18 protein-coding genes and 1 pseudogene are annotated in these 25,425 nt (G+C 42.3%); 8 read left to right on the top strand and 11 right to left on the bottom strand.

The window, feature by feature from the left end:
- Positions 1–23: 23 nt before the first annotated feature.
- The 4 genes from GDK41_RS08945 to GDK41_RS08930 all read right to left on the bottom strand — a co-directional run bounded on the left by GDK41_RS08945 (position 24) and on the right by GDK41_RS08930 (position 5,723).
- Positions 24–764, bottom strand: a complete 741-nt coding sequence (locus GDK41_RS08945) for a polysaccharide deacetylase family protein (RefSeq protein WP_152086085.1) — start codon at positions 762–764, stop codon at positions 24–26.
- Positions 761–1,666, bottom strand: coding sequence for a hypothetical protein (locus GDK41_RS08940; RefSeq protein WP_152086084.1), 906 nt, complete (start codon positions 1,664–1,666; stop codon positions 761–763). The genes GDK41_RS08945 and GDK41_RS08940 overlap by 4 nt, the downstream gene beginning before the upstream one ends.
- 319 nt (positions 1,667–1,985) lie before the next feature.
- Positions 1,986–3,044 (bottom strand): Kelch repeat-containing protein, encoded by a 1,059-nt coding sequence (locus GDK41_RS08935; protein WP_152086083.1) that lies wholly within the window; start codon positions 3,042–3,044, stop codon positions 1,986–1,988.
- 150 nt (positions 3,045–3,194) lie between these two features.
- Positions 3,195–5,723, bottom strand: coding sequence for a TonB-dependent receptor plug domain-containing protein (locus tag GDK41_RS08930; protein ID WP_152086082.1), 2,529 nt, complete (start codon positions 5,721–5,723; stop codon positions 3,195–3,197).
- Positions 5,724–5,932: 209 nt separating this feature from the next.
- Between GDK41_RS08930 and GDK41_RS08925 the strand changes: the two genes are divergently transcribed.
- The 3 genes and pseudogenes from GDK41_RS08925 to GDK41_RS08915 all read left to right on the top strand — a co-directional run.
- On the top strand, positions 5,933–9,016 hold the full coding sequence (locus GDK41_RS08925) for an error-prone DNA polymerase (protein ID WP_152086081.1): 3,084 nt from the start codon (positions 5,933–5,935) through the stop codon (positions 9,014–9,016).
- A 377-nt stretch (positions 9,017–9,393) separates the two neighbouring features.
- Entirely contained in the window at positions 9,394–12,057 is a 2,664-nt protein-coding gene (locus GDK41_RS08920) for a TonB-dependent receptor plug domain-containing protein (RefSeq protein ID WP_152086080.1), read from the top strand.
- Between the two features lie 157 nt (positions 12,058–12,214).
- Positions 12,215–12,358: pseudogene (locus tag GDK41_RS08915) on the top strand (transposase); the annotation flags it as partial.
- A 284-nt stretch (positions 12,359–12,642) separates the two neighbouring features.
- Here the strand turns inward: GDK41_RS08915 and GDK41_RS08910 are convergent.
- The 5 genes from GDK41_RS08910 to GDK41_RS08890 form a co-directional block, all read right to left on the bottom strand.
- Positions 12,643–13,062, bottom strand: coding sequence for a hypothetical protein (locus GDK41_RS08910; protein WP_152086079.1), 420 nt, complete (start codon positions 13,060–13,062; stop codon positions 12,643–12,645).
- A 281-nt stretch (positions 13,063–13,343) separates the two neighbouring features.
- The gene (gene map / locus GDK41_RS08905; protein ID WP_442960207.1) at positions 13,344–14,087 is read right to left on the bottom strand and encodes a type I methionyl aminopeptidase; all 744 of its coding nucleotides are present in this window, start codon (positions 14,085–14,087) and stop codon (positions 13,344–13,346) included.
- A 38-nt stretch (positions 14,088–14,125) separates the two neighbouring features.
- On the bottom strand, positions 14,126–14,338 hold the full coding sequence (locus GDK41_RS08900; protein ID WP_152086077.1) for a ParD-like family protein: 213 nt from the start codon (positions 14,336–14,338) through the stop codon (positions 14,126–14,128).
- A gap of 69 nt (positions 14,339–14,407) precedes the next feature.
- Entirely contained in the window at positions 14,408–15,631 is a 1,224-nt protein-coding gene (locus tag GDK41_RS08895; protein WP_152086076.1) for a M24 family metallopeptidase, read from the bottom strand.
- Positions 15,632–15,639: 8 nt separating this feature from the next.
- A complete protein-coding gene (locus GDK41_RS08890) occupies positions 15,640–16,887 on the bottom strand; it encodes an NAD(P)/FAD-dependent oxidoreductase (RefSeq protein WP_152086075.1) in 1,248 nt (415 codons plus the stop codon).
- Positions 16,888–17,139: 252 nt separating this feature from the next.
- Here GDK41_RS08890 and GDK41_RS08885 point away from each other — a divergent pair, with 252 nt between their 5' ends.
- The 3 genes from GDK41_RS08885 to GDK41_RS08875 are packed head-to-tail and all read left to right on the top strand — an operon-like array spanning position 17,140 to position 20,583.
- Positions 17,140–18,051, top strand: a complete 912-nt coding sequence (locus GDK41_RS08885) for a dihydrodipicolinate synthase family protein (protein ID WP_152086074.1) — start codon at positions 17,140–17,142, stop codon at positions 18,049–18,051.
- 4 nt (positions 18,052–18,055) lie between these two features.
- Positions 18,056–19,057, top strand: a complete 1,002-nt coding sequence (locus tag GDK41_RS08880) for a 4-hydroxyproline epimerase (protein WP_152086073.1) — start codon at positions 18,056–18,058, stop codon at positions 19,055–19,057.
- A gap of 23 nt (positions 19,058–19,080) precedes the next feature.
- Positions 19,081–20,583 carry an aldehyde dehydrogenase (NADP(+)) gene (locus GDK41_RS08875; RefSeq protein ID WP_152086072.1) on the top strand — a complete coding sequence of 501 codons (1,503 nt, stop codon included), beginning with the start codon at positions 19,081–19,083 and terminating at the stop codon, positions 20,581–20,583.
- Positions 20,584–20,836: 253 nt separating this feature from the next.
- Here the strand turns inward: GDK41_RS08875 and rsmF are convergent, their stop codons facing one another.
- Both rsmF and GDK41_RS08865 read right to left on the bottom strand, forming a co-directional pair.
- Positions 20,837–22,276 (bottom strand): 16S rRNA (cytosine(1407)-C(5))-methyltransferase RsmF, encoded by a 1,440-nt coding sequence (rsmF, locus tag GDK41_RS08870; RefSeq protein ID WP_152086071.1) that lies wholly within the window; start codon positions 22,274–22,276, stop codon positions 20,837–20,839.
- A gap of 110 nt (positions 22,277–22,386) precedes the next feature.
- On the bottom strand, positions 22,387–22,812 hold the full coding sequence (locus GDK41_RS08865; protein ID WP_152086070.1) for an MAPEG family protein: 426 nt from the start codon (positions 22,810–22,812) through the stop codon (positions 22,387–22,389).
- A gap of 106 nt (positions 22,813–22,918) precedes the next feature.
- Here GDK41_RS08865 and GDK41_RS08860 point away from each other — a divergent pair, with 106 nt between their 5' ends.
- The gene (locus GDK41_RS08860) at positions 22,919–23,872 is read left to right on the top strand and encodes a GlxA family transcriptional regulator (protein ID WP_172971588.1); all 954 of its coding nucleotides are present in this window, start codon (positions 22,919–22,921) and stop codon (positions 23,870–23,872) included.
- Between the two features lie 69 nt (positions 23,873–23,941).
- On the top strand, positions 23,942–25,378 hold the full coding sequence (locus GDK41_RS08855) for a sigma-54 interaction domain-containing protein (RefSeq protein ID WP_152087555.1): 1,437 nt from the start codon (positions 23,942–23,944) through the stop codon (positions 25,376–25,378).
- The last annotated feature ends 47 nt before the right edge of the window (positions 25,379–25,425 follow it).

Genomic DNA, 25,425 nt, shown 5'->3' with positions numbered 1-25,425 from the left:
CACGTATCTACAGCCGAGGTAACTTATGACTTATGCACTCTTTTATCTTCGTAGGCACTAAAGCTTTTTTGGTAAAAGCGCAGTGGCCAAGTGTGGTAGGGGATAAACACTCTCGGTAAAGTGAACAAGTCAGAGCGGGTAGCATTGTAGTTAGCTCTACCACGGATTGTGGTGGTTGCTGTTTCATAGCCCGCTGCTTTAACTTGCTCTATATTAGCTTGATTAAAGCCACCATACGGGTAACAAAAGTCAGATACTTCAGTCTGGAACATGTTTTCTAATGTTTGTTTACTGCCCGTGATCTCCTCATATGCATCATGTTTACTCACTTTATTTAAGTGGACATGGTTTTTTGTATGGGCACCAATATCTTGCCCCATATTTAACCATTGCTTGATCTGCAGTTCATTCATTAGTGGGTTTGGGTCTATATTTTTGTGCTTGTCCCAGATATTGTGCTGCCCAATCAAGTCACTTACAACGTAGAGTGTAGAGCTAAAGCCTAAATGTTGCAGTAAGGGCGCTGCATGCGCCAAATTATTTAGGTAACCATCGTCGAAGGTGAGCCCAACCACTTTGCCTTGTTTTTCGCCTTTAAGATAAGGCACAAGCGCTCTCATACTGAGTGCTGTATAGCCAAATAGCTTAAGTATTTTCATATGATTAGAAAAGCGCTTAGGAGGCACATGTATACTGCGCAACACAGTCCCTTTTTTCTTTGTTGCCAGGCTGTGATACATCAAAATAGGGATCGCTTTAGTCATATTGCTTTAGTTCTTGAGGTGGAGTTGGAAAACTGAGTAAGCTTGGCTACTTTCTCTGATAAAAATGCCATTAATGTTCTGCGTAAACGAAGCGCTGGGTAGTAATACAATTGAGTCTCAAATGCATAGTGTCCATAATTTGCGAAAAACGAATTGATATTTGCTTGCGCAAAATGTTTCCGTCCTCTGTGCGAATAGTGTTGTATTAGCTTTTTCCCTTCAACGAGTTCCCCGTTGTTACTTAACACTTGCGAGATTGCGAATTGTTCCACAGTTCTTATTGTAGGTGCCCATTGATGCATGGCAATTAATAACTGATCTGCTTGGTCTATCAGGGCGCGTTTGCTGGCAGTGATACCCACCATGAGAGAACCCCACATATGATATTGATGTGATAGATGGTAGCTTTCCTCATTGCCAAGTTTAATTGGTGCTTGGTAAGACTCTCGATATTCAGTAAATTGCTTTTTGGTTAAAGGACCTTCGTCCAAAAACATGAGAGATTGATTAACATTAATTTTATCAAACAGCTCATTGATATCTCTGGTTAAATAGGTGTCAGTATCCAAAGCTAGCAGTTTGTCATTGGCACCTAAATTTAAATTATCGAGCGCATAAGCAAGTGCTCTATTTTTGATCCGATAGTGGTAGCGGTTATTTAACGACCAGTCGAGTTTTAATGCTGGGGTAATAGTGAAGTGAATTATAGGGTAGTCAGCAAAAAACGCGGGGTTTTCACTAATAACAACAATCTCGGGCGGTACGCTTTTTTTACAGTGATGTAATACAGATAAAATACTTGTTTTTATCCCTTGATAGTAAAGTGCATTATCTCCGTATGCAACGTACAGCAATATGTGTCTTAATTGACTCTGCCGCTTTTCTTTATATTGGCTAGGCATGCTTGCAGGATCCCTTTTCCTAATAATTTTGTTAGCCCACGGTATTAAGCAAAGATAAAAATACGAGCGAAATAATATATGGGAGCTGTTTGAGTGAGTGCTTTATTTGGTGGCGAAATTTTATATCTACTATGGTGTATAAAAGTATTTATAAAGCGTTAAAAAGTGTAGGGGCTTTAATAACTTCAGCTAGGGGTATGAATTCACAAGCAAACAACTGGTGTTAATCGTGTTGCGGCACGTTTGCTTACACTTAAAGGAGCCAAGTGAACACTTATCACCCAAAAGGCCCTCTAAAAGTAGGTTGTAAGAGGAGGGCCTAGAGTATTAGTCGTACAACTGAGTTTGAGGTGCCTTTTCCACCTGCATGCACAGCGCCCCCCATCACATAAATCTGTTTATTAAGTACAACAGCACCAAGGCCATGTCGGGTTGAAGGCAGCTGGAATGTTTCTGTTTTCCAAGTATCGTTATTCAGGTCATAGCTCCAAACGGTATCAAACGAATTTGAAGCAACCAACTTGATACCCTGCACAGAGTGTTGATAAATATATTGCTCCCCACCAAAGGCATAAATTTTATCGTTCAGTTGAGCGCAGGCCAATCCGGCACTGGCAATAGGCATTGGGGCCAGTGCTCTCCATCGATCTTCTTTGGGATCAAAGCACTGAACAGTGGCCATATTTTTATTGCTTTGAGAGAACTGCCGCCCGCCAATAATGTAAACTAAATCGTTATACGTGGCAGATGCCGCGGAGTTACGTGCGATATCTAGAGGCGCGCCTTGGCACCAATGCCCGTTGTTATAGATCCAGTGTGCTCCGGTGTCGATGAGTTTACTGTGCGCATCTGTGGTTCTGCCGCCTATCACGTGAATGTTATTATTTAGGCTTGCATAAATAGATTCTGCTTGAGGTATGGGCAGCGCGCTAATTTCGTGCCACTGCGTGAGCTGTTCATTAGAGACAAAGACATTGGCGCGCACTTGCCAGGGGTTTTGTTGGTCAGCAGCGAAGCCACCAATCCCATACAACTTATTATTACATGTTACGAGTCCTAAGTGGTGACGCGCTTGTGGCAACGGTGCACCTTGGTGCCATATATCTGTGCTTGCATCGTAAATATGCACATCGGTAGTGGGGGCGAGGTGACCAAACGGGGCATTGGGGTTATCGCTTGCTTGCAAAGCGCCTGCAATACAAATTTTATTGCCAAAAGCAGTTGGATATATCTCCTGCATTGCGTAAGGCATGTTTTTTCGTGTTTGCCAGCGAGGTGCACAGGGAGCTGTGTTAGCCAGTATTGGCAGTGCCCAAGAGGCGCTGGCAAGACACATACCGCCAACAGCTAAGTGGGATAAAAAAGCTCTTCGTTGCATACTGAGTACCTTTATTTATACGGTTTACTCTTTAATGACCGTACATGCATAAGGTATCTTTCAAATATTTTTCTAATGAGCGGGTTACAGGTATTTGAATGGGAAGTAGAAAACGGTGAAACGTATGTTTCACCGTGTAATGTCGTCTAGTTAAAAACTAAAAGTGACCTTAGCGTAGTAGGTCATGCCATCAAACCCATAAGGTAGGGCGCGTAGCGGATAGCGCATGGCACCGTTAGTGATAAAGTTGAGCACTTCATCTTCGCCTAATTCATCAGGTGTTTCATCGAATAGGTTGTCGATGCCTGCTGATAAGTTAACGCTATCATTAAGCTGATATCCAACATTAACATCCACTAAAACTGCTGACTCTACAACACTTGTGTCACGCCAATCATTGGTTGGCGAAAGAAAGTCAGGTAATGCGATGTGTTTACCAGCAAAGTAACTTACTTCGGTTTTACCAAAATAGTTAAACCTGAGTAATGAGCTCCACTTATCTTGTTGATAATCAAAAGTAAGCGTTGCTCGCTCTTGTGGCTGTCCATGCGTTAAGAATGAACGCCTTTGTGCATCTAACACGATATCTTCAGGAATGCCCTGTGGAGTGTTTACTTTATCAATCTCAGTTTTGTTCTTGTTGGCTGCAAAGGTGATATCAAGTTCACCGTTGGCCATTTCTAAAGAATATGAGGCAATAAAGTCAACTCCTTTGGTAGTAGAGTCAAGCGAGTTTGAGAAGAAGTTACCTTGCACTGCGCCTGTAGCATTTAATGCTGCATTGGCCGCAGGGAAGTTTTGCAGCTCGTCGCTGTTGACGCCAATAAAACTACCGAGATTGATACGGTCATAAATCTTGATTTGATAAAAGTCTAAGGTGACAGATAAATCATTACTGACATCCCACGCAAAACCTAAGTTGTAATTATCTGATGATTCAAGTTTAAGACCATCAACGCCCAGCGCAGCTGGGAATGGTGAGCCTGCCGTTGCCGTGTACGAGGTTGCTAACGAACCATCGCCCCCTAAGGTAGTGGTAAAGGCGGTATAGCCAGATTGTTGTAATGATGGGGCCCTAAAGCCAGTAGAAGCGGCAGCTCGTACAGCAAAATCTTCGGTTACTTCATAACGTGTTGCCAATTTCCAAATGGTGTCATCGTTAGAGTTCGAGACATCTTCATAGCGCAGAGCCGCGCTCACCAACCAATCTTGGTTAAGTAATGTTTCAGCTTCAACGTAAATGGCATGGCTTGAGCGATCAGCTTTATTGGCTGCATCGGGTCTAAGCCCTTGATATGCTTGAAAACCACAATCGGCAAATACATCAGGATTGATAACTGATGGAAAAGAGCTATCGGCATTGCTTGCACCGCAAGCATAAGACGCCACTTCACCGGGCACAATTTCATAGTTTTCTTTACGATGTTCTGCACCAATGGATAAGTAAATAGGTTCACCACCTGCGATATCAATAATGCCATTAATATCTAAATTTGTGGTCCATTGATTGAATCTAAATCCACCTGAATAACCGCCTCTAGGCCCTGCATTACTTGCAATATCTTGAGCAGAGGCATTGGGGTTTTGGGCTAAATACTGAGCAGCATACGACGCATTGATGGTGTTTGATGATGAGTAATCATATTGGTTTTCACCATAGACACTGGAAAGATCAAAAGTCCAATCAGGACTTATCTCACCTTTAAACCCAATAGCAAAAGAAACATCTTCAGCTTCGTTATCAATTCTTGGTAGAAAGCCATCAGGGTAAACTTGTGGTACGTTACGCTCAGCACGGTTAAAATCTCGGTAGAAACCGTTACCAAATGCTGTACGGTTGGAAAAGCCTGCAAATGAATAAAGCTCATTTTTACCTACAGGTAAGGCCGCATTATAAAACAGCGAAATAAACTCGCTGTCTGAGTTACCTTGTCGCCAACGTACTGTTTGTGACAGCTCGCCGGGTTCGACAGTGGAAGAGCCGCCAGTATCACGCTGTGCTCGGTTGGTACCATCGGCATCGCGGTATTCCAGTGAAAAGTTAACAAAGCCACCTTCGTTGCCAATATCAAAACCTCGGTTTAAGCCAAGTGAGTAGGTATCGCCATCACCTTCACCTGTTGAGCCAGCTTGCACAAACCCCGTCGTCACTCCCGTGCTGTCATTAAGCGATAAGTTGATAACACCCGCAATGGCATCGGAGCCATATCGTGCTGCTGCACCATCTCGAAGTATTTCGACATTTTTCAGTGCCATTAGTGGGATGGAGTTCATATCTGTGCCCGCGGCGCCTGCACCTACAGTACCAGATAAACCAAAAATAGCCTGAGTGTGACGGCGTTTACCATTAATCAGCACCAACGTTTGGTCGGGCTGTAAACCTCGTAACGTTGCTGGGCGGAATAAGTCCGAGCCGTCAGATACTTGAGTGCGGCTAAAGTTAAAAGAGGGGGCAATTGATTGCAAGCTCTGACCTAACTCAGTAAAGCCGCCTTTATTAAGCTGCTCTGTGTCGAGTATATCAATTGGAGAAGTTGACTCAGTGGCAGTGCGGTTAGACACTTTTGAGCCAAGCACTGAAATAGTTTCTATTTTTTCTTCACCTGCTTGTTGTGCAATAGCTGAAGTGCTTGCCAACAATGCAAGGGCAATAGGAGAAAGTTTAATTGTTCCTGTCATGGTTTACTACTCTGTTGATTGAGACTTTCTTATTGAGTTACCTGTTGGGCAACTTGGCATAAAAAACGATACAGTACAATTATTTTGTTAAAAATTAATGATTTGAGTTTATATACTAGAAGAATAAAAATAGCGCGTAAAAGAGACATATTGATTAAATTAACCCGATAGTGGATACTGTTTATATATACAGTATTTGGTTGTTTATTATGCATTACGCTGAATTGTTCTGCCAAAGTAACTTCTCATTTTTACATGGAGCCTCTCATCCTGAGGAATTGGTTAAGCAAGCTGATTTTTTGGCGTATGACGCCATTGCGATTTGTGATGAATGTTCGGTTGCAGGGGTTGTACGTGCGCACCGTGCTATTAAAGACAATCAACTGTCGGTTAAGCTCATTGTTGGCAGTGTTTTTGAGTATCAAACATTAAAATTCGTGTTGCTATGCCCTAATCGGCAAGCTTATGCCGAACTTTGTCGTGTGATCAGTAATGCACGAAAGCGTTGTGAGAAAGGCAAGTATGAGTTGGACTTATGGGATCTGATGTCTGTAAAGCATTGCTTGATTATTTGGTTACCAACATTTGCCAAGCAGGATAATGACTGGGCAATATGGTTACAGCAATATCATAAGCCACGAGTTTGGCTTGGTTTGCAGCGACATTTGCTGAACAACGACAGAGCTTACATACAGCATTGTGAGCAACTAGCAAAGCAATATGACTTACCGATCACTGCGTGTGGCGGGGTACTGATGCACGTGGCTGAGCGACAAAAATTACAACATACTTTAACGGCTATTCGCTATAACTGTGCAGTGAGCGAACTGGGAGAGGTATTGCTATCAAATACCGAGCGTGCACTGCGTAGCAAAGAAAAGTTAAATAAATTGTTTCAGTCACAGTGGCTAAATACCACGCTTGATATCGCAAGGCGTTGTACATTTGATTTAGACAGCTTGCAATACGAATATCCAAGTGAGCTGGTACCAAAAGGCCACAGCGCCATGAGCTATTTACGTTCTTTGGTGAAAAAGGGCGAGCAAAAACGTTTTCCACAAGGTGTGCCCGGCGATATTGCAGCGTTAATTGCAAAAGAGTTGTCATTAATTGAGTCGCTAAATTATCCCTATTTCTTCTTAACCATTCATGATGTGGTGATGTTTGCCAAGCAGCAAGGGATCTTATACCAAGGCCGGGGCTCTGCGGCAAACTCCGTAGTCTGTTACTGCTTAGAAATAACTGCGGTTGATCCGCGTCAGATCTCGGTATTATTTGAACGCTTTATCAGTCAAGAGCGCAATGAACCCCCCGATATTGATGTCGATTTTGAACACCACCGTCGTGAAGAAGTGATCCAATATATTTACCAAAAATATGGTCGAGAACGTGCTGCGCTTGCGGCTACTGTGATCACCTATCGCTTTAAAAGCGCTGTTAGGGATGTTGGTAAAGCATTAGGTATGGATAGTACCCAACTTGATTATTACATAAAGCAAGTGAATCGCCGTGACAAAGCGGTGTCGTGGCAAACACAAATCGCTGAACTGGGGCTTGATGTAAACTCGTATCAAGGGCGATTGTTTATTGACCTTGTTGATGAGGTTTTAGGGTTTCCGCGGCATTTGTCTCAACATGTGGGCGGCTTTGTGATTTCATCGGGTCCTTTGTATGAGCTGGTACCCATAGAGAATGCAGCCATGGATGAACGCACCGTGATCCAGTGGGATAAAGATGACTTAGAAACACTCTCTTTATTAAAGGTAGATATTTTGGCTTTAGGGATGCTAAGCGCAATTCGTAAGTCATTCGATTACATAAAGCAGTACTTTAATTATTCTTGGAACATTGCAGACATCACTCGGTTGGGTGACGATCAACAAGTGTATAAAATGCTGCAAAAGGCCGACACAGTAGGGGTGTTTCAAATTGAGTCGCGTGCACAAATGAGCATGTTGCCAAGATTAAAACCAACCTGTTATTACGACTTGGTGATACAAATTGCTATTGTGCGTCCTGGACCTATACAAGGTGGTATGGTGCACCCATTTTTACGACGTAGAAGTGGTGTTGAGCAAATTAGTTACCCTACAGAGCAAGTTAAAGCAGTACTTGCGAGAACACTAGGAGTACCAATTTTTCAAGAGCAAGTTATTAAATTAGCTATGGTCGCTGCAGGTTTTAGTGGTGGAGAAGCTGACAGGCTGCGCAGAGCTATGGCCTCTTGGAAAAAAACTGGCGAGCTAATGCAATTTAAAAGCAAGTTGCTCGCTGGTATGCAGCAAAGGGGATATTCACAAAGCTACGCCGAGCAGATTTTTACACAGATCTGCGGATTTGGTGAATATGGCTTTCCTGAAAGTCACTCTGCCTCATTTGCGGTACTCGCATATAGCTCAGCATGGTTGAAATATTATTTTCCTGCGTTTTTTTACACGGCCTTGTTAAATAGCCTGCCAATGGGTTTTTACAGTGCATCGCAGCTATGCCAAGACGCCCAACGCCACGGTGTCGCAATTCTTGCGGTTTGCATTAACGACTCTAATTATGACCATGAGGTGATAGACCTGCACGGTACATTTGCTATTCGTTTGGGTTTTAGAGTTGTTAAAGGGCTCAGCGTTGATGCCGTAAAAACCATACTTGCATACAGGCCAAAGGACGGTTATCAGCACATTGAGCAGGTAAAAGCGGTAGGAGTGAGTAATGCAAGCTTAGAAAAGTTGGCCTCTGCAAATGCACTTGCTTGTTTTGCGGGGGGGCGTTATAGCGCTCGCTGGCAAATAATGGACAAAGATACCGAGTTGCCATTATTTAAACATATTAACAAAAATGGTGAGGCTCGTGAACACGTGGCCCCTTTAGGGGAGGGAGATGCGCTAGATAACACGCTTGAAGATTATTCGGCGACGGGTTTGACTCTAAATAAACACCCGATCACATTATTAGATGAGGCAAATTGTTTGGGCCGTTTTACCCGTAAAGTTGAACTTGAGCAGGTTGCTGATCAGCAACAGGTTACTGTGATTGGACTAGTAACAGGTAAGCAATCACCGGGTACGGCAGCAGGGGTGACCTTTTTTACCCTTGAAGATGACACTGGCAATATTAATGTTGTTGTGTGGGCTGCGACAGCTAGAGCGCAACAACAAGCTTATTTAAGTGCGAAAGTCCTCGAGGTAAAAGGCATATTAGAGCGCAGTGGGGATGTATTGCACGTTATCGCTGGTAGACTGCTAGATCGCAGTGAATTGCTACATACATTAAAGCCGCATTCTAGGGAGTTTTATTAGTATCACAGAGGTAATTTTTGTTGTTGTAATTATATAAACAATTGTCATGTCAATATGTTAGCTATAAGCATAAAGTAGTGCTGATTTCGTTAATTGTCGGTGATATTTTTGTGTGGTAGAAACCAAATGTAACACTTTTCCGGCAAAATTTTTTTATCGATTGGGTCACTAAATTTAGTTAAAACTGTACCCAAACCGCAACCTGTTATTAGTAACTTATTGATTTGAATATTTTATTTTTAACTCGGTTGCAATTATAGAAATGATAAGTGTTGAGATGTTGCAAAAGTGTCGAATTGTGTGTTGAGAAAATATGTGTTAGAATAATACAGGTTAATTAAAACAACAACTTACACTACAACAGGGAAACGCAAACAATGAAACCAATATTTGCATTAAGTGCATTGTCAGCAGCAATGTTACTCGGTCAAAGTCAATCAGCTGTAGCGGCAGATGAAAAAGTAGAACGTATTGAAGTGACAGGGTCACATATTAAACGTACTGATATGGAAGGGCCATCGCCAATCCAGTCAATCTCAGCAGGTGATTTAGCGGCAACAGGTTCAACTGACTTAATTGGGGCATTACAAAAACTACCTGTATCAGGCGCTGGTACATTTAGTACACAAGGTAACTCAAGTGACGACACCGCGAATGGCGGCTCAAGTGTGGCACTCAGAGGCTTAGGTGCTTCATCTACACTAGTATTAATCAACGGACGCCGTGTTGCAGTAAGCCCATTTGCAAAAGACATCGAAACTTCCTTTGTAGATTTAAATACGATCCCTGTTTCTTCAGTTAAACGCATCGATATCTTAAAAGATGGTGCATCAGCAACATATGGTTCTGATGCGGTTGCTGGCGTAATTAACATCATTTTACGTAATGATATTGATGGCTTTGAGGTATCGGGTAAAGTGTCTGATACTGCTGATGGCGGCGGTGAAGAACAAAACTTTACACTTTTATGGGGCTCTTCTACTAGCAAAGGACACCACAACTTTGCACTCGATTATTTCAAGCGTGGCGATGTTTTTTACGGTGATAGAGATTATACCGCCACAGCCGATCAGCGTTTTAGAGGTGGTAACAACTCGTTAAGTTCATCAGGTTTCCCTGGTAGTATTGAGATCGTACGTAGCATGTTAACAGATGAGCAATGGGAAAGATTGCCTGTTACCGGTACTGCGGGTGATGGTACACCAATTCGTCAAACTCTATTTGCAGACGTATGGGGCAACGATACCTGTCCAGATAATATGATCATTGGTGGCATTTGTCGTTACGACTATGCACCTCACATGAGTTTAGTGCCTTCAACGGAGCGCTATAGCTTCAACTATAACGGCGTACAAGAGATCACGGATGGTGTTGAAGGGTTTGCAGAGTTTTCAGCGCAGCATGCTTCTACATTTATTCAAGGTGCAGGCAGCCCAAGCTTTACCGAGCTTACGATGAGCGGCGACAATCCAAACCATCCATTAGCCGGTGATCCAACACACTTCCTACATGGTGTTGATATTTCAATGCGCCGTCGTACCGTTGATATTGGTAACCGTAAAAAAGACGTTGACTCAGAGTACTATCGTGCAGTGCTTGGTGCGCGCGGTACCTACAATGATTGGGATTGGGAGCTGGCCTACTCGTCGATTCGCTCAAGTGCGGTTGAAAAAGGCTTTGATGGCTTCCCAAATAAACTTCGTGCTCAGCAAGCGATCAACATGGGTTTATGGAACCCGTTTGAACCAAGCACAAATACTGCACAAGGTTTAGCATATTTTGAGACTACCACAACGCGTTACGGTGCATCCACCATGCAATCGATTGATGGTACTGTGTCTGGTGAACTGTTTGAGTTGGGGGCTGGATACGTTTCAGCGGCATTTGGTTTTGAAACACGTCGTGAAAAAATTGAAGATAACCCAGACAGCCAGTACATTCGCGGCGAGATCTTTGGTACCGAGGCAACGCAAGCTAACGGTGACAGAGATAACACTGCCGTATTTGCAGAGTTCAGCGTGCCCGTGCTAGACACGTTAGAATTACAACTTGCGGTGCGTCATGAAGATTATAGTGATTTTGGTACAACAACCGATCCTAAAGTGGCATTTCGCTGGGCTCCGTTGGACTCGTTAGTTGTTCGTGGTTCTTGGGGTACTGCATTTAGAGCACCATCATTGGTACAGCTTCATTTAGGTCGAACTGATGAGTCTCCATCGGTTATCGATAAAGAGCGTTGTCGTCAAACTGGTGCTGAGGTAGATTGTGAGCCAACAGAATATACAGCTATAGTTGCAGGTAATAAAAAGCTGCAACCAGAAGAATCTGAAAACTACAACCTAGGTGTTGTATGGCAGGCAACCGACGACTTTAGTATTGGGGTTGATTATTGGAATTACGATCAAGAAGATCTGATTAAAAAAATTGGTGCGCAAAAGTTAGTTGATTGTTGTGGTACTGATCCAAACCTAGTTGTTCGTGCACCAAGCCAAGGCAGCACAATTGGCCGTATTTTGACGATAAATGATACTTTTGTGAACATTGGCGGCCGCGAAACAGACGGCTTTGATGTGAACCTAGCATATGCTCTTAACACTCAAAATATGGGTGAGTTTAAGTTTAACTATAACTTAACTTACGCGCTTAATTTTGAAGAGCAATCATTCCAAAGTGATGATGCTGGTAACACGAGTACAGTTAGAGAAGACCTTAACGGTGAATATCAACATCCACAATATCGCTGGACTGCCGGTGTTGATTGGGCAAAAGACGCGTGGCTAGCCACATTGAGCGTTAACTTTATTGATTCTTACAAAGATCTAGAAGATAGCGCTGGCAATAAATTTGAAATTGACTCGTGGACAACGTATGACATGACGGTAAGTTATATTGGTTTCAACGATTTAACTTTAACACTTGGTGCAGCTAACTTATTTAACGAAGAAGCACCATTGGCACCTTCGGAGTCTATGGGTATTGATAACAAAACACATAGCGCATTGGGTCGCCAAGCTTATTTGAAATTTGATTACAAGTTTTAATCTTTTAAAACTGATTTAGATAGGCAAAGCCCAGCAAAAGTTGCTGGGCTTTTTTATTGCAACGAGTAATTTTAAAATAGGCGTACATGTTGGTGCGCCTTGTTTACGCTTTTAGTTCTTCAAAATCATTTCAAATTCTAAGTACAAGGAGTGAAAGATGGGATTGGCAAGGAAATGGCAAATCAGTTTGTCAGATACGCCTTATTATCATTGTGTTTCACTTTACGTGCGTAGGGCGTTTTTGTGTGGTGAAGATAAGCTAATGGGTAAATCGTATGCGCATCGCCGAGGCTGGGTAGAATTTTAGCTAGCGTGCTTTGCGTATAGGTATGCGGATACTTAAATTACGAGTGTGTTTTACCGTTTTGATGATAGTATTATTTAATAGATAGTTCATGAATATTGCCAAAGGAAACCATTATGAGCAGTCCAGCAATCGCAGGTGTAATAGTCGTAATTATTATTGTGATCATTGCCATAGTCGCTTCAAAACGAAAAAAGTAACCTGTTACAACACAAAGCAAAGGTAATCAGTTTTAGAGTAACCTGCATGACTTTTTTTGCAGCTCGGCATTTATAAGCCAGCTATAAACTATGCCATTGCTGTTTCAGTCCGATGGCGTAGCATATGCCTAGCACTAAGCAGATAGCAGAGCTTATCAGCCAAAACAATTCGCTACGTCCTTGCGGGTTAAATATTAAGATAAGCCCTAAAATACCACGTAACAAAAATACGCCTGTGACCGCGAGTAATAAGTAGCGAGTCATAGGTATAATTGCAGTGGCTTTTGCTGCATACAATGCCATGGTTGCCCAAGTAGATAAAACGGCCGTAATGCCTAGCGTGACGAATGTGGGGGTGTAACTACCTTGTTCGGCAAGTTTTGCAAAATGTTCGCCTGCACCAAAAAATCGATAGCCATTTGGCCCCCAGTAAATACACACTAAATGCATAATTGCAGCAATACCAGTACCGACGCCAGCACTAAATAGCCAAAGATTCATATTATTCCTCAGTACGTTAATACCAATCCGCAATAACACTTAATCCTTTTGAAGGATTAAACCTGACGACAGCTGTGTTAAAAATTGCTCATTTAGAACAACTAAATAACGAAATTTTTGACTTGCTTACATGGGGGTAGGTACCTTGTCGATAGCAGGACGCGGTAGCGGTGCTATCGACCAGGTTTTCTTGCTTCAAAATAGACCACTTAGTTAAGCGGATTGGTATAACAAATTAATGACGGGGCTACATTAGCATGGAATGCGGCACTGAGTACTCGCTAATTTGCTACTAAATGTGTTTCTTCTGGGCGCAAGGTCAATACCTCAAAACCGCTATCGGTCACTAAAATTGTATGCTCAGTTTGAGCTGAGAGCTTCTTATCTTTTGTTACTACCGTCCACCCATCTTTTTTGGTTTTGACTCGCGCACTACCTTGGTTGATCATTGGTTCTATGGTAAAGGTCATGCCGCTTTTAAGCGCTAAACCGGTGTTGGGTTTTCCGTAATGCAATACATTGGGGGCTTCGTGCATTTGCTCGCCAATGCCGTGTCCACAATACTCTCGCACTACACTGTAACCATTTTGATGAGCAAGTTTAGATATTATATGGCCTATATCACCGAGTCGAATGCCCGGTTTAACAAGTTTAATGGCTTGCCACATGGCTTGTTCTGTTGCGGTTACGAGTTTTTTAGCCTCATCAGATGCATTGGGCATGACATACATTTTACTCGAGTCGGCAATAAAACCGTTTTTTTCTAGCGTAATATCAAAGTTGACAATGTCAGTGTCGGTCAAAACTTGTGATTCACAGGGAATACCATGGCAAACAACATGATTAACAGAGCTATTGAGCACAAACTCATAGCCATATTGCCCCTTTGAAGCGGGCCTTGCCTTAAGCTCCTGCACAATAAACTGCTCAACTAAGTTGTTTACAGCCATTGTGGATATGCCCGGTTTAACCACGTCATCAAGCATGACAAAAACTTGTGCTAATAATTTACCTGACTCACGCATCAAGTCTGCTTGGTCAGGAGTTTTTATGATAACGTCGCTCACTTTGAATCACTCGTTTTGGGGTTTTCTTGGGATGTGTGTTGTGCAAGTTCTGCTTGGATCAGTTGTGTAAAGGTTTTATTTGGATTGAGCTCTGCTAAACGGCCCATTTTTATCCAAAACTCAGCTTGAGAATTAATCGAGCGAGACATGACTTGGCAAGTTGCTCTGAGTTCTTCGTGCAGTTCGTCTGAAATTTTAACTATACCCAAAATATACATCCTATATATGTTTTATATATGTATTGTATATTTTGGGTGTTGAAAAAGTAAAGGGGAAACTTATTGGTTATTCAAACCAAACGGATCGTCAATACTATGGCTAGGCTGCGTAAACCACTTAGGGCCTAAATCGGTCATGTAAAAGTGATCTTCTAAACGAATACCAAATTCGTCGGGCACTACTAACATTGGCTCGTTACTAAAGCACATGCCTGATGCAAGCTCCTGAGGGTTATCTTTTACTAAATAAGGCCACTCATGGATGTCTAAACCAATACCGTGCCCCGTTCTGTGAGGGCACCCAGGTAACTCATAATCCGGGCCTAACCCTTGGTTTGCCAAGTAAGTGCGTGCGGCATGGTCAACATCACCGCAGGTCGCACCTATTTTTGCAGCTTCAAAAGCCGCTATCTGGGCATTTTTTTCGTGTTGCCACATACTGCGTTGGTGCTCTGTCGCTTGACCAAATACATAGGTACGCGTGATATCAGATAAATAGCCTTCCAGTTTACAACCCGTATCTACCAGTACAACATCCCCATTTTTGAGTACCTGAGGTTCTTTAACCCCATGTGGAAAAGAGCTCGCTTTACCAAATAATACAATGCAAAAGTAATTGCCTGTAGCGCCAACTTTTTTATGAGCTTTATTAATGAAAGCTTCAACTTCTGTGGTGGTTATGCCTTCATAAAGCATGCTTGCAGTGGCTTTATGCACGGCGAGCGTCATGTCCATAGCCCTTTGTATTAGCGCTAACTCGCTATCAGATTTATGCATTCGACAATGGGCTGTGACGTCTTTGGCGTTTACCAGGCGTAAAGAGGGTGCGGCTTTGGCTATTCCATCGGCAACAAAAAAAGCGGTGCTTTCGTCTATGCCAATAGTTGCTTGCTCGTTTATCCCCATCTTTGCAAGCACTTTAGCAACCAATGCGTAAGGGCATTCATGTTCTTGCCAGTCATTAATAGGACCTTCAATTACTTGATAATCGAGTAACGAGCCAATTTCAAAAGTTGGCGCTATAAATTCCACAGTGCCATTTGCTGGCAAGATCGCACCAACTAATCGCTCGCTTGCATACCATTGCATGCCGGTAAAATATTTAAGGTTAGTACCAGCATTTAGGTAAATAGCATCTATGCCATGGTGTTGCATGTAGCGCTGAGCTTTTTCGATACGTTGTTCGTACTCTTGATATGTAATGGGCTTGACCCCAAGGGTCATGTTTTCGAGTGTATCAAGGGCTTGTTGTTGTGAATGTGTACCTATACCATATGTCGTCATGTTTGCTCCTAAAATCTATCAATTCTATAGGGGGTTAGGTCAAGCGAGGGTTGCTCGTCTTGACATAGCTGAGCAATCAGCTTTGCGGTGATCGCGCCTTGTGTGAGGCCTAAATGTTGATGGCCAAACGCAAAAAGTATGTTTTTATTATCAGGCGCAGTGCCTATCACTGGTAATGAATCTGGTAGCGAAGGGCGACACCCCATCCAAGTCTGCGAGATCTGACCGTGTTCTATATTTGTTATAAGGTTTTTTGCATGGTCCAATAACATCATTGCGCGCGATACGCGCTTCGGTGCATCTAGCCCTGCAAATTCTACGGTGCCAGCCAAGCGTAGACCTTGCTGCATGGGAGTGATAATAAACTGCCGCTCGGCAGATGCAACTGGACGCGACAAAATGTCATGCATATCGATCATGGCGTGATAGCCACGTTCGGTATCCAGTGGCACGTTAAGGCCAAGCTTTTTGGCCAGTGGTTTACTCCAGGCACCTGTACATACAACTACTTTGTCGAAAGAGTGAGCTTGCCCCAGAGTTGTATATACAATTGGTTCGCTAGAGCGTGAAGTTATATCGGTGACATTTTCTTGTTTATACTCGCCACCTTGTTCTTTATACAGGTTAAAAATGAGCATACATAAGCTGTAAGGGTCAATAGTATGCCCAACATCGTGGAAAAACAGCGCTTCAGTTACGCTATCACTGATATTAGGTTCAAGCTGTCTTAATGCCTTTTTATCAAGCCAAGTTACAGACACATTGTGTGCTTTAAAATCGAGATACATCTTTTTTATATCTCTTTTCTTGGTGTGCTCAAAAGTGAGTAACGAGCCATTTTTCGTCAATAAACTTTTGTAATTACTGCCCGCTAATAGTGCTTCATATGCAGGCAAAGCAAGTTCATTGAGTGCTCTGATGGCTTGTGTATGTGCCTTAAATGTTTTAGTTCGCATATTAAGTAAAAAGCGGCAAAACCAAGGGAGCATTTTAAGTGCATAGCTGGGTTTAATAGATAGCGCCCCACGGGGGTTAAATAACATGCTCGGCAACTTTGGTATTAACTTTTTATTTGCCAAAGGAAACACTTGCTCGGTAGCAAAGTGACCAGCATTACCTTTGGAGCAGCGCTGTGCTATCCCTTCATTATCAAACAAAGACACTTGATAGCCTTTATCACGCAATTGTTTGGCCACACAAAGACCAATAATGCCTGCACCGATCACTGCAATTTTTTTTTGTTGTTGTTTTGTCATGCACTTTTCCTGTGATTAAAAATTTTTGGCTACTTGATTCTAAAATCAGCCAAATTGCATGTTTAAGTTTTAACCCAAATGGTCATTTTTTTGGCTATAAATAAATGCCAAAATCTTATAAAAATCAGCTTGATAGAACCTAACTCTAAATTTTAGAGGAGTTAAGGGAAATAAATTTTATATTTGGATATTGATTATTGTATACAATATACCTAAGATGGTAAACACAAAAACCAATGAGGAAAAAATAAAATGATCGATTGGCAAGGGGTGTACCCAGCAGTAACAACCCAATTTAATGACGACGGCAGCATTAATTTTGAAACAACTAAGGGCATGATTGATGCACTTATTAATGAAGGCGTACACGGCATCATTGTTCTGGGTACTGTGGGTGAGAACTGCTCTTTAAGATATGAAGAAAAACGCGATGTACTTAAAGCAGCTAAAGAGGTGGTTGCAGGGCGTGTTCCTTTACTAACTGGTGTTGCAGAGACGACCACACAGTTTGCTATAGAGTTTTGCCAAGATGCCGAGAAAATAGGCATTGATGGCTTAATGGTACTCCCAGGGATGGTGTATCGCTCAACTGAGCGTGAAGCGATTTATCATTATCAGCAAGTAGCTCGCAGTATGTCGTTGCCAGTTATGATTTATAACAACCCAATTACGTATGGCGTAGATGTATCGATTGAAGGTATGAAGGTACTGGCGAATGAGGAAAATATTGTGGCGATCAAAGAAGCCACTGAAGATACGCGCCGTATTACTGAGCTGCAAAGCGCATTTGGTCAACGTTTTACTATTTTTGGTGGTGTTGACGATATTGCGCTAGAAAGCTTGATGCTTGGGGCAACTGGGTGGATCTCGGGACTTACTAATGTATTCCCCAAAGAGTCAGTGGCTATTTATGAGCTGGCTCGACAAGGTCGCTATGAAGAAGCCAAAGAGATCTGGCGTTGGTTCTTACCTTTATTGCGTTTGGATACAATCCCAACACTGGTGCAGTGTATAAAATACGCCGAGCAGTTGGCAGGCAGAGGCTCAGAAGTAACGCGTGCGCCACGTTTGAGCCTGCCCGAAGAGCAAAAAGCCATGGTCAGCCGTTTGTATGACGAAGCGATGAGTAATCGCATCGATTTAAGCAAATTTAATTTGGATTAAGCTTATGCGCAAAGGGACATTTTCATGTATTGATGGCCACACCTGTGGTAACCCTGTGCGCTTAATCACCAGCGGTCACCCCAATCTAAGGGGTGACACCATGAGTGAAAAGCGGCAGCATTTTATGGCTGAATATGACTGGATCCGACAAGCCTTAATGTTTGAGCCAAGAGGTCATGACATGATGTCAGGTTCATTTATTTATCCACCAAGCACGCCTGATGGTGATGTAAGCATTTTATTTGTAGAAACCTCAGGGTGCTTACCTATGTGCGGCCATGGCACTATCGGCACCATTACCTTTGCACTTGAGCATGGTTTAATTCAAGCAAATAAGCATGGGCTACTTAAGCTTGATACGCCTGCAGGACGTGTGAACGTTAATTATCAAATGCAAAACGGCAAAGTAGAGTGGGTTAAATTATTCAATGTGCCGGCTTTTTTAGCCTATGAAAACATCAGCATTGAGGTGCCAGAGTTAGGTCAATTGATGGTCGATATATCTTATGGTGGAAATTTTTACATTATTGTTGAGCCACAAGAAAACTTCCCTGGTATTGATAAATGGACGGCCAGTCAAATCCTCAAATACAGTCCAATAGTAAGACAAACAATTAATCAGCAACTTTCGTGCGTTCATCCTTTAGATGCAACGGTTAAAGGTGCTTCTCATGTCCTTTGGACAGGACAGCCTAAGCAACAAAACTCCAGCGCAGCAAACGCAGTGTTTTACGGCGACAAGGCAATTGATCGTTCTCCATGTGGAACGGGCACCAGTGCACGCATGGCACAGCTGTTTGCAAAAGGGTTGTTAGACGTCGGAGAAGAGTTTGTACATGAAAGCTACATCGGTAGCCAGTTTGTTGGCTGCATTGAAGGTGTAACTGAAGTTGCCACAAAAGCGGCAATTTTACCCAGTATTAGAGGGTGGTCAAAAGTTACTGGCACCAGCAATATCACGGTGGATGACGATGACCCATATGCATTTGGCTTTCAAGTTATTTAATAAATACACAATAGGAGTGAGTTATGCAGATCAGCGGAGCAAGCTACATCGCAGGGCAGTGGTGTATCGCCGAAGGCGCAAATAAGTTTTTTGGCTTTTCGCCTAAACTAAATCAGCCTCTTAGTAGCCCGATTTATGAGGCTACAGAGCAGATGTTAGGGCAGGCTGTGAGTGCAGCTGAACAAGCATTTATAGACTACCGTCAAACAAGTCCAGCCGAGCGAGCAACATTTTTATATGCTATTGCAGATGAAATAGAAGCGCTGGGTGAGCAACTTTTAGAAGTAACACATCAAGAAACCAATTTGCCGTTTGCAAGATTGCAAGGTGAGCGCGGTCGTACCATTAATCAGCTAAGAGCATTTGCTCAGAGTTTGGAGCAATGTAAAAACGGCTTGTTAGATCTAGATATTGAAGATGCAGCTGACGCACACAGAACGCCACAGGCTAAACCTCACACGCATTTAAGCTATCTGCCAGTCGGAGTGGTTGCCGTTTTTGGTGCTTCAAACTTTCCATATGCATTTTCAACGCTAGGGGGGGATACCGCAGCCGCTTTAGCCGCCGGGTGCCCGGTGGTGATGAAAAGCCATACTGCACACCCTGCAACCAGTGAGCTAATGACGCGTGCGATAGATAAAGCCATCGTGAAAACTGGCATGCCGAAAGGGGTGTTTTCTATGATCCAAGCAAAAGGTTATGGTATTTCCCATCAACTGGTTGCTGCAGACTCTATTAAAGCTGTTGGTTTCACAGGGAGCTTTGGGGTTGCACAAAAGCTCATGGATACCATTGCTAAAAGAAAAGAAGTAATTCCGTTTTATGGTGAGCTGGGTAGCACAAACCCTCAGGTCGTGTTTGCACAAAAAGCGGCACAACATGGCAAAGAGCTGGCCCAAGCATTGTGTCAATCAATGCTTATGGGAAATGGTCAATTTTGTACGAGCCCTGGTTTGTGGCTAGTGCCCAGTGATGCACACGAGCTGATCGAAGAGTCGATTGAGCAACTGTCAAAAAGTACTTCTGATACGTTGTTGTCACCCAATATTGTAACTAGCTTCAAACAAGGTATTGACGTGTTTAAGCATACTCAAGGTGTGAGCTTGCTCGCGCAAGGTAAGCTTGAGCAAGATTTTCATGCAAATGCGCATCTATTTTGCACTGATGCTGCTACCTATATGGAAAATAGCCAATTACATGAAGAGGTTTTTGGTCCTGCTGTCATGATGGTCAAATACGATGACTCGCAGCAGCTGAAGCAACTGATTGATTCATTAGAAGGGCAACTCACCGCTTCAATACATGGCAGCAATGAAGATTTTGCAAAGAACGCGCAAATAATCGAGGCGTTACAGTACAAGGTGGGTCGTTTGATAGAAAACCAAATGCCGACGGGGGTTGAGGTGTGTGCGTCCATGAATCATGGTGGGCCGTTTCCATCAAGTACAGATGTAAGAAGTACGTCTGTGGGTTTAAATGCAATGTTACGATTTTTAAGACCGATTTGTCGTCAACGGCCTCAGTGAACGCTGGTATAAATATTAAGCAAAAAAAGACCCAGAGCAAAGGGATGCTCTGGGTTTAGGGGATGGCTCTGAGGAGCCAATGCGTTACTTAAAACACCTTCTAATTACTAGGGAGAAGTAGAAAGTAATTTAAGTGTAGTTAACTATTCATAAAACTTACAAACATATGCAACATATTTAAAGTGTTTGAAAAACAGTCAATTATGCTTTATATGCTTATTTAATCTAAAAATAAGTGAAAGATATCTCCAAGTTATACCCAAGTTATCAACTGTGCATTACTAACTAAATCTCGCGGTAAACTATTTTTGATTTTGTTTTTCTGCCATTTGCCTAAACCGACGGGGGCATCACAAAGTGTTAATATCACTTCACCAAGCTGTGTTACAGGTGTTGTAAGGCGAATATCTTTCCCTTGAAAATAGTCTTGTGCTTGTTGCTTATCCATTGCATAAGTGTTCGATGTTGCAAATTTACCAAGTGCAGTGGCAAACTCGTGCTCTAAGCGCACTCCATTTTTATGGGTGGTGCCCAGTTGAATACCTAGTCGAGCGTACTTAATTTTATTTTCGATAGCTTCCATACCATCAGGAAATAGCCAGAGTTCTTTATCTCTAGTCATTAACTGCCCAGTTAATGACTGTATTCCAAAGTGCTTTTTGATGTGTGCTTTAAACTCATTTTGCAGCTTATTAGGAGCAGGAGAAAACGGAAAAGCCCCTTTTTTGATTTGTTGTTCGGTATGGTCTTTTGAGCTGGTTTTTTTAAAACGCGCAATAAAAAACCCCTCGCTGTCATAAATTTGCGGCCATACATGTAAAAAACCCTGCTCAGTTAGCGCGTTTTCAGCGCCTGGGAAAAGGTCATTCAAGGGCGCAATCTCAATATGATCTGCAAATTGTTCTAACAAATACTGACATACTTGTTGGTTTTCAAGTGGGGTAAGCGTACATGTTGAGTAAACCAAAGTACCGCCAGGCTTTAATGCGTAAAATGCACTGCGAATAAGTTGTTTTTGTACTTGCGCAATTTCTACATTTGACTCGATAGACCAATTTTTAAGTGCGTCTGGGTCTTTTCTAACTGTACCTTCACCTGAGCATGGCGCATCAAGTAATATGCTATCAAAACACTCAAACATATAATCGCCAAAGATATTGCCATTAAAGTGGGATAATACGCAGTTTGACACGCCCATGCGTTTGATATTTGCAGCCAGTACTTTAACTCGCGATGATGAAAGTTCATTGGCAACCAATACTCCATTACCATTCATCATTGCAGCTAATTGCGTTGTTTTTGAGCCAGGAGCCGCTGCCATATCTAATACAAATTTACTATCACTCATTGCATTACACAGTGCTTCTGGTGGCAACATTGAACTGGCTTCTTGAACGTAGATACAGCCACTTAGGTGCAGCTCGGTATTACCAATTGGCAAGTTCTTCTCTTCACTTTGTGGGCGTGTAAGCCAAAAACCGCTGCTACACCAAGGAACCGGATCTATCAGCCAGTTATTTTGTTGACAATAAACTTTAAATTCGTCGACTGACATTTTTAAGGTATTAACTCTTACTGAGCGCCTTAGTGGACGTTGGCAAGCGCGAATAAAATCATCTATCGATAAATGCTCGGGAATATAAGTTTTAACATCATCTATAAATGAGTTTGGAATATAAGTAGAAGTGTCCAAAAATTGTGCCTAATCAATTTGTGGTGAGCAAAGGGTAATTTTATCATTGTTTATTGCTGGTCTAAAAGTCCTTTTATAAACCAGCATGAGTAAAGCTAAACTTTGGCGAGTTATGGTAGAGGGTTGCCAGTTAAGTTAGTATATAAATAGCCAAACCAGGCGATAAAAAAGCAACTTGTTGTCAACGAAAATGCGATGATCCTTAACAGTAGGTTTCTCCCTGCTATATGTTCAAAACAATGCCAATAGCGGCCCAGTACAAAGAACGTACTAGTTACATACCAAAAATGTCCTTCTAAACCCTGTTGATTGAGCAAGCACAGCAGTACGATAAATAATGATGACTGTTGAAACTGGTTGTCGTAGCTGTTGCCAACAAGTGCAACCGTTTTAGGAAAGCTGTCTTTTTGCACAAACTTGATATCTTTAATTTTTATTTCGTTAGCTTTATATGCAGTTATTCGTAACCCCAAAGTCATTAGCCATAGGATGCACATTTGTGCAATTAAAAATAGAATTGGATAGTGAACCCACATGTTTTAGCCCCTTATGTTGTTAGCTAAAACTACTTTACCGCAAAGCGATTAAAAGCTAATGTGGCATAAATGACAATATAAAAGGTAAAACTGACAAGTGTATCAGGTGGCTATTATTTGCCCTGAAAATGCCTTAGCTACAGGCATTACAGGCGTAATTGATATTCTAAATGTGGCAAATATTCTTAGTAACAAGAAAGTATTTAGCTGGTTTTTAGTTGGTGTTCATAGTGAACAGGTAACCACCAGTCAAGGGCTGACTTTACCCTGTGACAAAAAATTAGAAGATCTAGAAAAGGTCGACGTTTTACTTTGGGTTGGAAGTCAATTTCAGGGTCATCAAAAACTTTGGCGTGATTGTCAAGCTTATAGGCCGTTAGCCCAGCATATTATGGCGTTGGCCCGTCAAAGCGAGCATGTAATTGCAACCTGCACATCTGTAAGTTATTTAGCCGTGAGTGGGTTTTTGGATGATTATCGTGTAACAAGCAGCTGGTGGCTTAAATCGTTTTATCAGCGTTATTTTCCTCAACTCAAAGTGAGCCAAGAAAAGGTCTACCTGCAGGATGGTAAAGTGTTAACGTCTGGCGCAGCTCAATGTTATTTCTCCATGATGGCCCATCTTATAAATCAAACCTGCGGTGCGCAGTTAGAAGAGGAGTTATCGTCATGGTTGGCTATTCCTAAATTGTCAGAAACTCAAAATTCATATATGCGCATTGGTGCATTTGAATTACATCAAGACGATAGGCTTCTGTCTCTGCAAAGTTATATAAAAAATAACTTGAATGACACGTTAACCTTAGGGTCGCTAGCAGCGCACTTAAGTGTGAGTGAAAGAACCTTAATTCGTCGTTTTCAAAAGCAAATAGGTCTTTCTCCATCTCAGTATGTACGCCTTGCAAGATTAGAAAAGGCCAAGCAGTTGTTACGCACAACGCGTATGAATGTCACTCAGGTAGCCTGGCAAGTTGGTTACCAAGATTTAGGGTCTTTCAATCGAGTTTTTAAAGAACAATACGGAAAGACATTGGCAGAATATCGACAGCTATGTTTATAACTGGGCTTTAATGATTATTTTGTTGTGTTATAGTTCTCGCGATATTTCGCGAGGTAAATTATGGCTGATATGGTTAATCATTTCTTGGGGGATCCCGAACTATTGCTCAATGCTGTGGGTGAGGGGGTTTATGGTTTTGATTTATCCGGTAATGCGGTATTTATAAATCCAGCTGCAGAGCGTATGACGGGATGGCAAGCAAAAGAGTTATTGGGTAAAAAAATACATCAATACCACCATCATAGCCATGCTGATGGCACACCATATCCAGCCGATGAATGCCAGATATACTGCACGATGTTTGATGGTAAGCGTCGACATGTTAAAAACGAAGTATTCTGGCGTAAAGATGGTAGTAGTTTTGCCGTAGAATACACATCTACGCCAGTGTATCGGCAAGGTAAACTCATTGGCGCAGTCGCTATATTTAGGGATATTTCAAAACAACAGGAAACAGAGCGTGCCTTGCGCTCGGCCCTAGAGCAAGTGCAATTGTTGAGTGAACAGTTAAAAGATGAAAATGCTTACCTATTGTCAGAACTCAATGAAGATTGGCAAGATTCTGGTTTAGTGGGTAGCAGTCATATTTTCAAAACCATGTTGTCGCAAATTGAACTGGTTGGTCAAACAGCGAGTACCGTGTTGATCCTTGGAGAAAATGGTACGGGAAAAGAGTTGGTTGCTAGAAATTTACACCGATTAAGTGATAGAAACCAACAGCCTTTTGTGAAAGTGAATTGTGCAGCGTTTACACCGAGCCTACTTGAATCTGAACTGTTTGGTCATGAAAAAGGGGCCTTCACCGGAGCGAATGAAAGACGAAAAGGGCGCTTTGAACTAGCTAATAAAGGCACGTTATTTTTAGATGAAGTTGGTGAGCTGCCACTGGAAGCTCAAAGTAAGCTATTACGCGTGTTGCAAGAACAAGAGTTTGAGAGAGTAGGTGCTAGCCACACAATTTCAGTGGATATACGTGTTATTGCTGCCACTAACCGTGATCTGTGGAAAATGGTTGAACAAGGACTTTTTCGAATGGATCTGTATTACCGCTTGAATGTTTTTCCTATAACCGTACCCGCCCTTAGGGAGCGTAAAGAAGATATTCCTATGCTTTGTACCAATATTATCAAACAGCTTAATAAGCGCCTCGGTAAACAGCTCGAAGGGGTCTCAAATAGCACTGTTGAGCAATTAAAAGAGTATGATTGGCCGGGTAATATTCGAGAGTTGCAAAATGTGTTAGAGCGTGAAGCGATACTCAGTACAACGCGACTTTTGCAGTTATCTCAGCCGTTATCTCCAGCTCATAAAGTTCTCCAGTCAGGTCATAAGGATGACTTAACGCTAGACGCCGCACAAAAAAAGCATATAACACGGGTACTGGAAGCTTGCATGTGGCAGGTGGCAGGTCCTAGAGGCGCTGCATCTAAGCTTGGCCTGAATGAAAGCACATTGCGATCTAAAATGAAAAAGCTGGGCATTCAAAGAAAAAATCGTGATATATAACGTTGTGTCGTGATATATCACGAATTTACGGGCTTTGGAAAATTTTT

The organism is Pseudoalteromonas sp. A25, from assembly GCF_009176705.1.
Taxonomy (GTDB): domain Bacteria; phylum Pseudomonadota; class Gammaproteobacteria; order Enterobacterales; family Alteromonadaceae; genus Pseudoalteromonas.
The sequence above is the reverse complement of the archived record's forward strand: the minus strand, read 5'-3'. Positions and strand labels throughout refer to the sequence as shown.